The organism is Streptomyces sp. NPDC001634 (genome assembly GCF_040298185.1).
Classification (GTDB): domain Bacteria; phylum Actinomycetota; class Actinomycetes; order Streptomycetales; family Streptomycetaceae; genus Streptomyces.
Genome location: NZ_JBEOZU010000002.1, coordinates 43671 through 58141 on the forward strand (window position 1 = coordinate 43671; position 14471 = coordinate 58141).

Below are 14471 nucleotides of genomic sequence, written 5' to 3' on the forward strand. Positions count from 1 at the left end.
GCCCCTTGTCACCTCCGCGCGATCAAGAGGCCGTGCCATGCTCGGCCGCAGAAGGGCTGGCCTTCGCTCCGCGGGCATCACCCTGTCGGGGCACAGGCTGCGCCGCTGGACAGTACGGGGGACCGCGATGGCTGACAAGCGTCCTGCCTGGGCACGCCGGATGGTGGAAGAGCGCGCGGCGCCGAACTGGTCGCAGGCCGACGCGGTGCGCGCCATGATGGCCCGTCTCTCCGAGGACCAGGCCGTCAGCGAGCAGGACCTGCTGCACCATCGGCATCCGACTGCCGACCAGCGGCACACATCCGGCCCCGGCTGGCAAACAGGACTATGAACGAGGCTTGACGTGGATCAAGCCGTCGTTCCTGTGGATGATGTACCGCTGCGGCTGGGGCTCCAAAGCGGGGCAGGAGACCGTCCTCGCTGTCGAGATCAGCCGTGAAGGCTTTGAGTGGGCGCTGCGCCACGCGTGTCTGTCGAGCTACGTGCGTGGGGCACACCCCGACCGAGCCACCTGGCAGCGTCAGTTGAAGCGTGTGCCCGCTCGCGTGCAGTGGGATCCCGAGCGGGACCTGCGCCTACAGCCCCTGCCGTACCGCTCCCTGCAACTCGGTCTGTCCGGGGAGGCCGTAAGACGCTACGCGGACGAGTGGACGGTCGCCATCCGGGACGTAACTCCGCTCGCCCACGAGATCCATGCCCTCGTCAGTGATGGTGACCTGGACTCCGCCGCCCAAATGTTGCCCCACGAGCGTCCATATCCCGCTGAATACGACCTTCTTGCCCACCTACGGGGATGACGGGCTGGTTCGCCGAGCAGCCGGCTGCGGCCGATGGGTCACATGGCAGCACAAGCTCGCAGAGACGGGGGGCAAACTAAGTACCCCGTTCGAAACGAACGGGGGCGTCTCGCCCGACGGGAGTGGCTCCTGCACCAGATGTCAAGGCCGAGTAGCTGCGCCAAGCTCAAGTCCACCTTGATCGGCCGTAGCATCGGCACGCCGGTGGTGTGGTGCTGGGACAATCTGAACGTGCACCTGGTCCAGGAGCTGGCGGACTTCGCCGAAGCGCACAAGGACTGGTTACGCATCTTCCAGATGCCCTCCTGCGCCCCGGAGTTGAACCCGGCCGAGGGGATCTGGTCGCTCCTCAAGCGGCACCTGGCCGACTTCGCTGCGGCCGACCTCGCCCACCTGACCCGGGTGATCAGGCGGAAGCTGAAGAAGATCCAGTACCGGCCCCATCCGAGGACGTCTCGTGCATCAAGCGCGCCCGCGACATCTGCCACGGCAAGCGCGGACAGATCATGCAGGCATACAGGACGGGGCAGGAGGACCGACTCGGGGCGCTCGGCCGGTCCTCAATGCCGCCGTGCTCTGGACAACGCGCTACCTCGACGCCGCCGTCGACCACCTGCGGGCCCTGCCGCCCGAGGAGCGGGAGCATGATGTCCTGGACGAGGACGCGGCCCGGGTCTCCCCGCTGAAGCACGCCAACCTCAACTGCCTGGGCCGCTACAGCTTCGCCGCCCGCCCGCCACGCGAGGGCCTGCGCCCACTGCGTGACCCGGCGACCGTCCATCTCGACGAGGACGACGAGGGCACCGGCGAATGACGCGGCGTCAGGGCGGCGCGTATCGGGTCGTGATCAATGAGCATCGCAGCTTCCGGGGCGGGTGCCCGTCTGGGGTACGGGGCCCGGCGATCTGCGGCTGCGCCGTGTGGACGCGAGTGACCGGAAGCGTTGCCGCAGGCAGGCAGCGGCGGGGCCCGAAGGCCTCCGCTGCGTGCCCGCCGGGATGGTGTGTCAGACCATGGCGAGCCGGTCCACCAGCAGCTCCACCCTCGGCTCGGCGTCCTCGGGCAGCAGGCGGCCCGCTCGGGTCAGGGTGGCGAGCCCGTGCAGGGCCGCCCAGAACACCTCGGTGAACAGCCCCGGGTCGATGCCGTCCCCAGCGACCTCGGCGAGGCACTCGAGCAGGGCGGCGAAGGCGTCCTTCAGCGGCTCGGGGGTGTCCTCCTGCGCGTACGCCAGGCCACCGTCGAGCTGGAACAAGGCGTCGTAGACCGCCGGGTTGTGCTCGGCGAAGTCGAGGTAGGCGCGGGCCAGGGCGGTGACCCGGGCGCGCGCGTCGTCCTCGGCGGAGGTGGCGGCCCGCACCGCCGCGGCCATCTCGGTGGCGCCCTCCAGGGCGACGGCACCGATGATCTCGCGCTTGCCGCGGAAGTGGCTGTAGAGGACGGGCTGACTGTATTCGATGCGCTCGGCGAGCCGGCGGGTGGTGACCGCGTCCCAGCCCTGCTGCTCGGCGAGTTCGCGGGCTGTCGCCACGATGAGGCGCTCGCGCTCCGCCCGTTCGCGCTGCTTGCGTTCTTGTACCGACATAAATCGATCCTAGCATCACTAGACAAGCGAGCGGCAGCAGCACTAGCGTTGCCTCATCAGCTAGCAACGCTAGATGCGAAGGGGTCATCATGCTCAACGCACTCGAGGTCGTCACCACCGTGATCGTCGGTGTGATGGTGGGGGTGGAGTTCTCCGTCGCCTTCATCATGAACCGGATCCTGGACGCGCTTCCCGAGGACAGCGGCCAGCTCGGCCACGCCCACGGCGGCCGGATGCTCGGCGCCCTGATGCCGTTCTGGTACATGGGCTCGCTCGTCCTCAGCGCGATCTGGGCCGTCGCCGGATGGCACCACCACGGCGCCGGACTCGTCGTCACCGCCGCCGGCCTGCTGATCGTCAGCGTGGTCATGTCGGTGCTGCTGCTCGTCCCGATCAACAACCGAAACAAGACCTGGACCCCCGACAACCGGCCCGCCGACTGGAAGCAGCAGCTGCACCGCTGGGGCCGCTACCACTACGTCCGCGTCGCCGTCATCATCGCCGCCTTCACCCTGCTGGTCGCCGCCCTCACCTGATACCACCGCTGCCCCGACATGCACTGGTTCGGCCCCTGTATGTCGACGGCTTTCGCCCCGTCGGGGTGAGCCCGAGAAGGCTTCGGATTTCTGACCCCGCGGGCCGACGCCGCGCCGGTGGCGCACAATCCCCACTCCCCGGGGAGCGGCTGACCACCAAAATCCCGACATCCGGGAATGCAGATGCCGCTCAAATCCCACAACTGCGATCCCGGCAAACCACGCCCCTCGATCAGCCGCGTCCACGCGGCCTGATCAGGCCCCACACGACTCACCGGGCTCCACGAAGCTCACCAAGCTGACGAAGACTCGCAAGGAGAAGAACGATGTCGCTGAAGAAGATCAACACCGTCCTGGCCGCCGCCTTCATCCTCTTCATCCTCTGGTTCGGGACGGAGTTCATCCTGAGCCCGGAGACGACGGCGCCGGGCTTCGGCCTGCCGAGCCGGCCGGCCGGCGACGGCGACGGCTTCCTGATCACCAAGGGAATCCGCGACGTCGTCCTGGCCCTGGTCCTGGGCATCCTGCTGGTGACGGGCCACCGCCGGGCGCTCGGCTGGGTGCTGCTGGTCGAGGCCCTCGCCGCGTACGGCGACATGACCACCGTGCTGGCCCACCACGGCTCCATGGCCACCGCGCTCGGCGTCCACTGCCTGACCGCGACACTGATGGTGGTCAACGGCCTGCTGATCATGCGCGAGACCCGCAAGGTCGCAGCCGCTCCCGCAACACCCGCCCCGCAGCCCGCCTAGCGCCACCTTGGCGCGTGTCGGTGTTCGCCTGTCAGCGCCTGCCGGGAAAGGCGAGGCGCACGATCTTCTTCCAGTGGGCGGCGGCCCGCTCCCGTTTCTCCGGGATGGCGCAGCGCGGCCCCCTGCCCCGATTCTCATAAACGGTCCTTTGCCCGAGCAAGATCAAAGAGGGTCGCGCAAAGATCACGGAGTGCAGGTTCGGTTCGCAGAACTCGGCCCGGCAGCGCGGGCAGGGGTGCCGCTCGACGTCGTCGCTCGCCGCGCAGGCTCCACAGAGTTGATGCAGCCGCTGACAACGCAACCGCACCACTACTCACGTCGGCGGGACGGGGATCCCGCAGGGCCGTCACTTCGCAGGCACCGGCTCGCGCTCCAGATGAATGTCCTGGCTCGACAGCGTCACCGGCGACGGGGAGAAGGCGCGCAGCCTGATGCGGGTGCCGTTGTCGGGCAGGAAGAAGGTGCCGCCCGGCGCCTCGATCCGGTACGTGGCCGTCGTATGACCGGCGACGGACGAGGGGCCGTCGAGCACCTTCCAGTAGCGGCTCATGCCCTGGCCCGTGGTCACCATGAAGTGGGGCTCCAGGTCGGAACCGGTGGTGTTCTTCACCCGGACCGTGAGCGTCTTGATCGTGTTGGGCGTCCTGGAGGCGGCGGCAGCCTGCATGCGCAGGGGCGGTTTGCCGGTCGCCGCCACCGTCACGGCCACCAGGGACGGGGCCACCAGGGCCGCGACCAGCGCCATACGGGCCACCCGCCGCCCGTGCAGCACCCTGGGCTGCCAGGCGGTGGCGAAGGCGCTGGGCGGCACGGTGACGGCGGCCGCCAGCCACAGCGGCGTCATCAGCAGGTAGTAGCCGTCCTGCGAGCGGGTCGACAGGAAGAACGCGCACCAGGGCAGCACGACGGCGGCCGGACCCAGCCGGCGCACGAACAGCACGAACACCGCCAGCAGGCCCGCGGCCAGCAGCATGCTGGCGTGCGAGTACCAGGTCAGACGGTCGCTGCCGTTGGTGAAGTAAAGGGAGATGTCGACCAGGCCCTGGCCGTGGATCACCGCGCCCTGGGTGATCGGCAGGGCGATGCCTTCGAGCCAGGTACGCGGCTCGGTCACGATGAAGTACGCGTTGATGAGCAGCCAGGTCCCGGCGGCTATGCCGACGATCCGCCCCACGGCGAGGGCCGCCCCCCGCGCCCCCAGCTCACCGCGCCGCAGCGCATAGACCCCGGCGAGCAGGAACGGCGTCAGGAACCACGGCAGTTGCTGGCTGGCACAGGCCGCGCCCAGACAGGCGGCCCGCGCCCAGTCGGCCCAACCGCCCGTGCCCATGCGCGTCCAGCACATCACGACCGGGATCAGGAAGGCCAGCGCGAGGACCGCCGGATAGCCGAGCCGGGCGTACGTCGGGATCATGCCGAAGCCCAGGCACACCATGGTGGCCGCCGAGCGCCACGGCGTCGGCAGCATCTTCCACATGACGATCGCGCCCAGCACGAGCGCGGTGTTGACGACCAGCGTCTCCGGCAGCGCGCCATGGCCGATCCACAGCAGCGGCGCGGTCAGCATCGCCGTCAGCGGCGGATAGCCGTACGTGAAGTCGTAGCCGCCGGTCACGGTCGCGGTGTAGGCGACGCCGCTGCTGTGTCCGAACAGCCAGGGCCATGGCTGCCCGTAGGCCGGGTGACCGTGGAGCAGTTCACGTGCGGCCTGGGTGGTGAGGATCGACTCGTCGCTGAAGTCGTGTGCCACGGACAGGGCGCAGTAGGCGAGCGTGACCGCCGTCACCAGGACGACCAGGTCGAGACGGGCGAGCGCCCGGCTGCCGCGCACCACCAGCGTCAGGACGCCGGTGATCAGGATCGACGCGTAGCACACGGAGATGATCGCGGCGACCAGCAGATGGTGACTGGCGGCGGAGGACCACACCGAGCGCGTGCCGATGAACAGGCTGATGTCCGCGAGCAGGGTCAGGATGCGGTGCCACTGTGCGGGGGTCTCGTCCGGCTCGCCGCGCGACACGAGCGGGCGGGTCCATCGGCCGCTTGTCGCAGGCTTCACTTCTGCCAAATGCACGACACGGAACGTAAAGGGGTCGAATGAACGTCGACCCCCCGGAGGTGAAGAGTCCGGTGTGAGGGCGGTAAGAAGTATCCGTACGGGGGTGTACCGCTTGGTCGCACGCATACCGCCCTAATAGACATCCCGTACATACCGTTTGTCTGCGGCCAGTTGCTTCACGTACGCTTCCGCCTCCGGCTCGCTCAGACCGCCGTGCAGGGTGGCGATGTCCCGCAGTGCCCGGTCGACGTCCTTGGCCATACGGGAGGCGTCCCCGCAGACGTAGAAGCGGGCGCCGTCCTGAAGCCAGTGCCACAGCTCGGGGCCGTGCTCGCGCATCCGGTCCTGGACATAGACCTTGGCCCGCTGGTCGCGGGAGAAGGCGGTGTCGAGCCGGGTGAGGACGCCCTCCTGGCTCAGCGCCGTCAGCTCCTCCTCGTAGTAGAAGTCCGTGGCGCGGTGCTGCTCGCCGAAGAAAAGCCAGTTCGGTGCCTTGTGCCCCAGTTCCCGGCGTTCCTGGAGAAAACCGACGAAAGGCGCGACTCCGGTGCCGGGGCCGACCATCACCATCGGTGTGGAGCCGTCCGCCGGCGGCCGGAAGTGCGGCGAGCGCTGCACGAAGACCGGCACCGGTGTGTCCGGCTCCGCGTCGGAGAGGAAGGCTCCGCAGACCCCGGCTCGTGACCGCCCGCCGAGACCCTCGTACCGCACCACGGACACCGTCAGCGACACCTGGTGCGGATCGACGAGCGGGCTCGACGAGATGGAGTACAGACGGGGCTGCAGCCGCTTGAGCATCCCGGCCCACTCCTCGGCCGAGGCCCGTACGGAGTACTCGGCCGCCACGTCGACGGCCTGCCGCCCCCAGCTCCAGCGCGCCAGCCCGTCCTTGTTGTCCGGGCGCAGCAGGTGCCGCAACTCCCTGTCGTCACGGGTCCGTTCGGCGACGAAGCGCAGCAGGTCCGGGGTGATCCGGGTGATGTCGAGATGCCGGAGCAGAGCCTCGGCGAGGGGGACCTCGCCGACTCCCGTGATCTCGACGGCGGCCGAGCCGTCGATCCCTGTCACTCCCAGCCACTCCTCCACCAGCGCGGGGGAGTTGACCGGGCGCACACCGAGTGCGTCCCCGGTCTCGTACGTGAGGTCCGTCCCGCTCGTGTCGAAGGTGAACCGGCGCACCTCCTTGCCCGCGCCGGGCAGGCTGAGCAGCCGGTTGCCGGTGAGACGGGCGGTCGTCGGCGCCGGCTTTCTCGGCTTCGGGGCAGGCGGCGCCGGCGCCGTCGTGCCGCCGAGCGCGCCGAGGACCGAAGCGAGCCAGGCGTCCGCCGACGGTTCGTAGTCGGGCTCGCAGTCCGCACGCGGCGCCAGACGCACCCCGCCCAGCTCGTGCAGGCGCGCGTCCAGTCGGCGCCCGTGCCCGCAGAAGTCGTCGTACGACGAGTCGCCGAAGGCCAGCACGGCGTAGCGCACGCCGTCGAGCCGCGGGGCCTGCTGGCCGGACAGGGAGTCCCAGAAGCCGGAACCGTTGTCGGGCGCGTCGCCGTCGCCGAACGTACTGGTGATCAGCAACAGGTCAGCGTCGCCCGGGAGACGACCGATGTCGACCTCGTCCATGCCGAGCAGGGTGGCGCGGTGTCCGGTCGCCTTGAGCCGCTGCGCCGTCGCCGCCGCGAACTCCTCGGCGTTCCCGGTCTGCGAGGCCCACAGCACGACGACCTCACGACCGGCCCGCTCCTGGGGCACGCTGCCGGTCCTGGAGTACATGCCGGCGAGGACACCGTTGACCCACAGGGCGTGCTCGGGGCTGAAGGGCGCGTCCGGCGGCAGCACGGGCACGCCCGGAGCGCCGGAGCCGAGGCCCGCGAGGAAGCCGGTGAGGTACTGGCGCTCCTGGGCGGACAGCACTGGAGGCGGGGCCGGGGCGAGACCGAAGGGGTCGCCGACCGGTGCGGGGGCCGCCGGGGCCGGTACGACGACTGCGACAGGAGCCTCGGCCGCCACCAGGGTTCCCGCCACGGGCGCCGGCTCGGCCACCTTCGCCAGCGCCACCGCGCACACCTTGAACTCCGGCTGGAACGACACCGGGTCGATCGCGTCGCTTGTCACCGCGTTGACGCTCAGATACTCGCCGAACAGGTCGTTCCAGTGGAACGGCGCGAAACAGGACCCGGGCCGCACCCGGTCCGTCACCACAGCGGGCAGCACGGCCCGCCCGCGCCGCGAGGCGACCTCGACCCGGTCGCCGTCCACGACGCCGAGCGCCGCCGCGTCCTCGGGGTGCACCTCCACGAACGGCCCAGGATTGAGCTTGTTGAGCTTGGCGACCTTCCCGGTCTTCGTCAGCGTGTGCCACTGGTGCTGCACCCGCCCGGTGTTGAGGAGAAACGGGAAGTCGTCGTCGGGCAGCTCGGCCGGCGGCAGATGCGGCCGCGCGTGGAACACCGCCCGGCCGCTCGGCGTGGGGAACTTCAGCCCGCCGTCGACGTACCGGATCGGATTGCGCGCCGGACCGTCCTCCCGCGCGGCCGGCCACTGCACGGGCCCGGTCCGCAACCGCTCGTACGTCACACCCCGCAGATCCCAGCCGGTCTTCGGGTTCCACGCCCGCTTGATCTCCTCGAAGACCTCCTCGGCGCTGTTGTACGAGAAGCCCTCCGTGTACCCCATCTCCCGGGCGACGGCCGCGATCAGCCGCCAGTCGGCCATCGCCTCGCCCGGCGCGTCCACCGCGGGGCAGGCCAGCGTGAGCCCGCGCTCGCTGTTGACGAGGACCCCCTCCGCCTCGGTCCACAGCGCGCCGGGCAGGACGACATCGGCGTACGCGTTGGTCTCGGTCTCGGTGAAGACGTCCTGTGTGACGACGAACTCGGCGGCCTCCAGCCCCTCGATGACGGTCTTCCGGTTGGCCACCGACGCGACGGGGTTGGTGCACATGATCCAGCAGGCCTTTATGTCCCCGTCCGCCATCTTCTGGAATATCTCGACGGTCCCGCGCCCGACCCCGTCCGCACGGACGGTTCCGGGTGCGAGCCCCCACAGCTCCTCGGTGAACGCCCGTTCCTCGTCCACGAGCACGGATCGCTGCCCCGGCAGCCCCGGCCCCATGTACCCCATCTCCCGCCCGCCCATGGCGTTGGGCTGCCCCGTGAGGGAGAACGGGCCGCTGCCCGGCCGGCAGATGGCGCCGGTCGCCAGATGCATATTCACCAGGGCGTTGGTGTTCCAGGTCCCGTGCGTGGACTGGTTGAGCCCCATGGTCCAGCAGCTCGTCCACTCCCCGGCCTCGCCTATGAGCCGCGCCGCCTCCCGGATGTCCTCCTCGGCAAGACCGGTGATCGCGGCGACGGCCGCGGGCGGGTAGTCGGCCAGGAAGGCGGGCATCGCCTCCCAGCCCTCGGTGTGCCGGGCGATGAAGCCGGCGTCCGTGTGCCCGTTCTCGTACAGCAGGTGCAGCAGCCCGTTGAGCAGGGCGAGATCGGTTCCGGGCCGGATCTGCAGAAACAGATCGGCCTTCTCCGCGGTCGCGGTGCGCCGCGGATCGACCACGATCAGCCTGGCGCCCGCCTTGACCCGGTCCATCAGCCGCAGGAAGAGGATCGGATGGCAGTCGGCCATGTTCGAGCCGATGACCAGGAAGACGTCCGCCCGGTCCAGATCGTCGTACGACCCCGGCGGCCCGTCGGCCCCCAGCGAGAGCTTGTAGCCGGCGCCCGCGCTCGCCATGCACAGCCGTGAGTTCGATTCGATCTGGTTCGTCCGCACGAAGCCCTTGGCCAGCTTGTTCGCCAGATACTGCGCCTCCAGGCCGAGCTGCCCCGAGACATAGAACGCGACGGCGTCGGGACCGTACTCGTCGATGATCTCCCGCAGTCGGCGCGCGGTCTCGCGTACGGCCGCGTCGACGGGCGCGGGCACCGGCTCCGCACCGCGGTCGTCCCGGACGAGGGCGGTCGTCAGCCGCCCGGGGGCGGCCAGCATGTCCGCGGTGGTCGCGCCCTTGGTGCACAGCCGGCCGCGGTTGGCGGGGTGCTCCTTGTCGCCCGACGCCTTCAGGACGCGCCGGCGGCCGTCGGGGCCGGTCGCGACGTCGAGCACGATCCCGCATCCGACGCCGCAGTACGAGCAGACGGTCCGTATCTGCTGCGTTCCGGGGCTCGTGGTCATGCCGAAGACCGTACGAATTGCCCGTTACGCCGATGTCACGCGCCGCGATCTTGAGGAGTTACACGGGCTGCACAGAAGGCGCCCGGCCGGTGTGAGGCGGGCGCGAGGGTGGTACCAGAGGGGTGCCATCCGGCAGAAGTGGCCGCCGGGGCTGTCGCCGTCCGTGTCGCTGTTGGGCCGAACGGGTGACCATGCGTAAGAATTGGCCGGTGCAGACTAAAAGTGCGAGCCAGCGCGGGGAGGGCCGGTGAACAGTCACGATGTCACCGACGAACAGTGGGAAGGGCTCGCTCAGGTCGTTCCGTTGCGAGGCCGGGACGCCTGGCCGTCCGCGGTCGACCACCGGTCCATACCCGAGGCCGAGACCGAGGCGCGCCGCCGCTTCGTGGTGCTGCGGGTCAATGTGTTCGCGGACGCCCGTGAGGTCGCCGAAACGCTGATGGCCGGGGTGCCGGTGCTGCTCGACCTCACGGGTGCCGAGACCGAGGTCGCCAAGCGGGTGCTGGACTTCAGCACGGGTGTCGTCTTCGGCCTCTCCAGCGGGATGCACCGGGTCGACCGCAATGTGTTCCTGCTGACACCGCCGGGGACCGAGGTACGGGGGCTGATGGAGGGGGCCGGGGTACCCGGCGTCTGAGGTCCGGCGGGTGGGCCAGGTCGCTTGCGTGGGGTCGTCGCCCCGCGGACCGGCCCGTCACACAGGGGCGTTGTCCTACGGCCCCCCGGTCGCCCGATCGTAGGAAGAGCGCGCGGGCGGAACGGTTCGCCCCGTCGGCCGAGGCCTACGGTCCTGGATATGACCGTGTCACCTGCGTTGTCCTCGCCGGATGCGACGTCCCTGGTGTTGTCCTCCCCGGATACGACGTCCCTGCTGTTGTCTCCGCCGGATGCGACGTCCCCGCCGTTGTCCCGGCCGGATGCGTCACCCTTGCCGGACCGAGCCGGCGTCACAGGCTCGCGCCCCGGCCGGCCGTGCGTCACCGAGCTGCGGCTGTCCGCGTTCGCCGGGCACCGGCGGGCCGGGTTCGGACTGGGGCCGCTGACCCTCTTCGCCGGACCGAGCGGCTCGGGCAAGTCGCGGGCGCTTCAGGCGTACGAGGCGCTGGCGCGGCTCGGGGGCGGGGCGGAGCTGGCGGAGGCGTTCCCGGACCCGGGGGCCTGTGTGCCCGAGCGGGCGCGGCCCGACGCCGAGCGGCGGCGCGGCTTCCGTATCGGCTGCACGGCCGACGGACCGGAGGGACCCGTCCGGCTCGACGTCGCGGTCCAGGCCGAGCCCGGCCTGCGCGTCGTCGGCGAACGCCTGACCTCCGGCGGGCTCGTCCTGCTGGAGACGGCGCTGCGCGACCCGGGCCGTGCCACGGTGCAGGCGGCCTGGCACACGGCGGGCTCCTCCCCGGTGACCCGTGGCCCGCTCCCGGACGACCGTCTCGGCACCGCCCTGCTGCCGCTGCGCGTGTCCGGCAAGACGGAGGGCCAGCGCCGGGTGCTCGCCGCCGCGGAGCAGATGGTGGTCGCGCTGCGCTCGGTCTTCGTCTGCGACCCGAACCCCGGCCGGATGCGCGCCCCCGTGCCGCGGGGCGCGGGGCGGCTGTTGCCGGGCTGCGACAACCTCGCGGAGGTGCTGTGGCGTACCCGCGCGGAGTGCGGCCGGCGGCATGCGCTGCTCGCCGCGGCGGTCCGGGCGGGGTGCACGGGACGGGTCGTGGACCTGCTGGCGGAGCCGCTCGCAGACGACAGGGTCCGTGCACTGCTCGACCGCGGCGACGGACTGCGGACGCCGCTGGGACTGCTGGGCGACGGCGAGCTGCGGTATGTGGCACTGGCCCTCGTACTGCTCACCGGCCCGGGCGTCCTGGAGGTCGACCCCGCGGGAGAGGTGCCCGCGGCACTCCAGACGCTCACGGTCCTGGCGGACGGCTTCGACCGCTGTATGGACCGGCGGCAGGTGCGGGAACTGCTGGAGCTGGCGGCCCGGATGTGCGAGCGGGGCCACATCAGGCTGGTGGGCGCGGTGGGGGAAGCGTCCTGGGCGGCGGGGGTGGACGGAGTGACGGTGGTAGACCTGAGCGCGTGACAGAACCCGTGGGAGAAGAACCCGGTCAGCCCAAGGACCTCGATGTGGCGCGGCTGCAGCGCCGGCTCGCGGACTTCGCCGCGGCGCGCAACTGGCAGCCGTACCACACCCCCAAGAACCTGGTGGCCGCGCTGAGCGTGGAGGCGTCCGAACTCGTCGAGATCTTCCAGTGGCTGACGCCGGAGGAGTCGGCGCGGGTGATGGACGACCCCGGCACGGCCCACCGGGTGACCGACGAGGTCGCCGACGTGCTCGCGTATCTGCTCCAGCTGTGCGAGGTACTGGGCGTCGACGTGCTGGCGGCGCTGGACGCGAAGATCGACCGCAACGAGGAGAGGTTTCCGGCACCGGAGGAGAAATGATCTTCCAGGGCCCTGATTGTCACTCTCCGGAGTTGCGGAGTTGTCCCCACCTCTCGGGTTGTCCACAGATTTCGGACTAGCTCTGGCTTTTCGTCCCGCGTGCCTTCACTCTGGGTAGTGGACAACGGAGTTCGGGCAGACGCGCGGGAGCGCGTCGCGACAGAGCGGGGGAGCGCATGGACGCGGTGCGGCTCATCATGGCGAGCAGGCGCGCCCTGTTGGGGAGCGAGGACGGACCGAGGATCATGGCGGAGGCGTGGCAGGCGTACTCCCTGGCGCAGGCCATCGGCAGTCGCCTGGCCGTCTCGGGTCCACCCGAACTACGGGGTGAGGCACTGGGGTTGACGGAGCTGGCGGGCCGGGGCTGCGGCGTCCTGGACACGCCGTCCATCGATGTGGCCGACCTGCGGGCCGCCCAGCTCACGGACCTGGGTGACGCCCGCAAGGCCCTTCTCGACCTCGGCACCCTCCTGGTGGAAGTGGGCATGTCCCTCGTCGCGGTCGCGAGCGCGGCGGACGACGAGGGGACGTACTGGCAGTGCATGGAGGCCATCGACGCGGCGGACGAGTCGAGGGACCGGGTCAGCGAGATGCTGCGCAGACTCGCGGCAAGGGACGGCGAGATACGGGAACGGCACAGTACGGCGGGCTGAATCGCCCGTCAGCCCCGTTCGCCGCCCGCCACCCCCGGCCGCTGCAGATCCGCGTCCAGCTGCGACAGATCCGCACTGAGCGCGGCCATCAGCTCTTCCATCTGCTCCAGCAACCCTTTCGGCTGCGCGGCGGCGGTCTCCTCCTGCGGCACCTCGTGTGGAAAGACGGCTTCCTGGGACATGACGGCCTCCTCGGCCCTGGCGCCCCGGAGGCGCGGCCGCCGGCGACGGGTGCCGGGCGGTCCGGCTCCGCACCAGCAACGATCACCGTCGAAGCCGGTCACTGGCCCCGCCCGCACCGAGTATCGGGTTGACGGATTTTCACCCTGTCGGGTCGGAAGGTATCGGTGGGACTCCTGAGGTTGACGCGCGTTCGAGCGTGCAGGATGGAGGCATGGATCTTCGCATCTTCACCGAGCCCCAGCAGGGCGCGACCTACGACACCCTTCTGACCGTCGCCAAGGCCACCGAAGACCTGGGCTTCGACGCCTTCTTCCGTTCGGACCACTATCTGAAGATGGGCGACGTGGACGGCCTCCCGGGCCCCACCGACGCCTGGATCACCCTCGCCGGCCTCGCCCGCGAGACCAAGCGCATCCGCCTCGGCACGCTGATGACCGCCGCCACCTTCCGTCTCCCCGGCGTTCTCGCCATCCAGGTCGCGCAGGTCGACCAGATGTCCGGCGGGCGCGTCGAGCTGGGCCTGGGGGCGGGCTGGTTCGAGGAGGAGCACAAGGCGTACGGGATCCCGTTCCCGAAGGAGAAGTTCGCCCGCCTGGAGGAGCAGCTGGCGATCGTCACCGGACTGTGGGCGACGGAGGCCGGCAAGACCTTCGGCTTCCACGGGGAGTACTACGACCTGACCGACTCGCCCGCCCTGCCCAAGCCCGCCCAGGCCAAGGTCCCGGTGCTCATCGGCGGTCACGGCGCGACCCGCACCCCGCTTCTGGCCGCGCAGTACGCCGACGAGTTCAACATGCCGTTCGGATCGATCGAGGACAGCGAGCGCCAGTTCGGCCGGGTCCGTGCCGCCGTCGAGGAGGCCGGGCGCAAGGCGGACGACATGACGTACTCGAACGTACTGGTCGTCTGCGTCGGCAGGGACGACCAGGAGGTGGCCCGCCGCGCCGCCGCGATGGGCCGCGAGGTCGACGAGCTGAAGGCCAACGGCCTGGCGGGCTCCCCGGCCGAGGTGGTGGACAAGATCGGCCGGTACGCGGAGATCGGCTCCCGGCGCATGTACCTCCAGATCCTCGACCTCGACGACCTGGACCACCTGGAGCTGATCTCCTCCCAGGTCCAGTCCCAGCTGAGCTGACGCACTCGCGGCAGCGCCCCCGGGCCGAGGGCCGGTCCGGCCCGCCCGGGGCGCCTGTCCCGCGGTTCGTCACCGCATCCGGACCGGCAGACGGCCGTGCCCCGCCCCTTGGCCTTCCCCCAGCCCCCTGTGTCAAGATCCCCCGGACCGGCGGGAGCCGAGGGGGAGTCA

At 70.6% G+C, this 14471-nt stretch carries 13 protein-coding genes and 2 pseudogenes; 11 read left to right on the forward strand and 4 right to left on the reverse strand.

The annotated features are described in order from the left end of the window. Positions 1–127: 127 nt before the first annotated feature. The 4 genes and pseudogenes from ABT186_RS01490 to ABT186_RS01505 form a co-directional block, all read left to right on the forward strand. A complete protein-coding gene (locus ABT186_RS01490) occupies positions 128–331 on the forward strand; it encodes a hypothetical protein (RefSeq protein ID WP_351221780.1) in 204 nt (67 codons plus the stop codon). After that, positions 282–797 carry a DUF4291 domain-containing protein gene (locus tag ABT186_RS01495; protein WP_351221796.1) on the forward strand — a complete coding sequence of 172 codons (516 nt, stop codon included), beginning with the start codon at positions 282–284 and terminating at the stop codon, positions 795–797. The genes ABT186_RS01490 and ABT186_RS01495 overlap by 50 nt, the downstream gene beginning before the upstream one ends. Positions 798–989: 192 nt before the next feature. Next, positions 990–1241 (forward strand): annotated as a pseudogene (locus tag ABT186_RS01500) (transposase); the annotation flags it as partial. A gap of 20 nt (positions 1242–1261) precedes the next feature. Continuing rightward, positions 1262–1611 (forward strand): annotated as a pseudogene (locus ABT186_RS01505) (Tn3 family transposase); the annotation flags it as partial. Between the two features lie 192 nt (positions 1612–1803). Here ABT186_RS01505 and ABT186_RS01510 read toward each other — a convergent pair. Beyond that, positions 1804–2382, reverse strand: coding sequence for a TetR/AcrR family transcriptional regulator (locus ABT186_RS01510; protein ID WP_351221781.1), 579 nt, complete (start codon positions 2380–2382; stop codon positions 1804–1806). Between the two features lie 89 nt (positions 2383–2471). On the opposite strand from ABT186_RS01510, the gene ABT186_RS01515 reads away from it, so the two are divergent. Beyond that, positions 2472–2918 (forward strand): anthrone oxygenase family protein, encoded by a 447-nt coding sequence (locus tag ABT186_RS01515; protein WP_351221782.1) that lies wholly within the window; start codon positions 2472–2474, stop codon positions 2916–2918. A gap of 326 nt (positions 2919–3244) precedes the next feature. Further along, positions 3245–3670, forward strand: coding sequence for a DUF4267 domain-containing protein (locus ABT186_RS01520; protein WP_351922916.1), 426 nt, complete (start codon positions 3245–3247; stop codon positions 3668–3670). A 346-nt stretch (positions 3671–4016) separates the two neighbouring features. Here ABT186_RS01520 and ABT186_RS01525 read toward each other — a convergent pair whose 3' ends face one another. Continuing rightward, positions 4017–5744, reverse strand: a complete 1728-nt coding sequence (locus ABT186_RS01525; RefSeq protein WP_502973126.1) for a hypothetical protein — start codon at positions 5742–5744, stop codon at positions 4017–4019. A 117-nt stretch (positions 5745–5861) separates the two neighbouring features. Further along, positions 5862–9893: a bifunctional nitrate reductase/sulfite reductase flavoprotein subunit alpha gene (locus ABT186_RS01530; RefSeq protein ID WP_351922917.1), complete on the reverse strand. Its 4032-nt coding sequence runs from the start codon at positions 9891–9893 to the stop codon at positions 5862–5864. Between the two features lie 247 nt (positions 9894–10140). On the opposite strand from ABT186_RS01530, the gene ABT186_RS01535 reads away from it, so the two are divergent. The 4 genes from ABT186_RS01535 (at position 10141) to ABT186_RS01550 (ending at position 12982) form a co-directional block, all read left to right on the forward strand. Beyond that, a complete protein-coding gene (locus tag ABT186_RS01535; RefSeq protein WP_351221786.1) occupies positions 10141–10530 on the forward strand; it encodes a cell division protein SepF in 390 nt (129 codons plus the stop codon). 159 nt (positions 10531–10689) lie between these two features. Beyond that, on the forward strand, positions 10690–11967 hold the full coding sequence (locus ABT186_RS01540; RefSeq protein ID WP_351922918.1) for an AAA family ATPase: 1278 nt from the start codon (positions 10690–10692) through the stop codon (positions 11965–11967). Further along, complete coding sequence (locus tag ABT186_RS01545) at positions 11964–12329, forward strand: nucleotide pyrophosphohydrolase (RefSeq protein ID WP_351221788.1); 366 nt, start codon at positions 11964–11966, stop codon at positions 12327–12329. The genes ABT186_RS01540 and ABT186_RS01545 overlap by 4 nt, the downstream gene beginning before the upstream one ends. Positions 12330–12505: 176 nt before the next feature. Continuing rightward, positions 12506–12982 carry a DUF6099 family protein gene (locus ABT186_RS01550; protein WP_351221789.1) on the forward strand — a complete coding sequence of 159 codons (477 nt, stop codon included), beginning with the start codon at positions 12506–12508 and terminating at the stop codon, positions 12980–12982. An 8-nt stretch (positions 12983–12990) separates the two neighbouring features. Here ABT186_RS01550 and ABT186_RS01555 read toward each other — a convergent pair whose 3' ends face one another. Then, positions 12991–13164, reverse strand: coding sequence for a hypothetical protein (locus tag ABT186_RS01555; protein WP_351221790.1), 174 nt, complete (start codon positions 13162–13164; stop codon positions 12991–12993). Between the two features lie 212 nt (positions 13165–13376). Here ABT186_RS01555 and ABT186_RS01560 point away from each other — a divergent pair, with 212 nt between their 5' ends. Further along, a complete protein-coding gene (locus ABT186_RS01560) occupies positions 13377–14300 on the forward strand; it encodes an LLM class F420-dependent oxidoreductase (RefSeq protein ID WP_351221791.1) in 924 nt (307 codons plus the stop codon). The last annotated feature ends 171 nt before the right edge of the window (positions 14301–14471 follow it).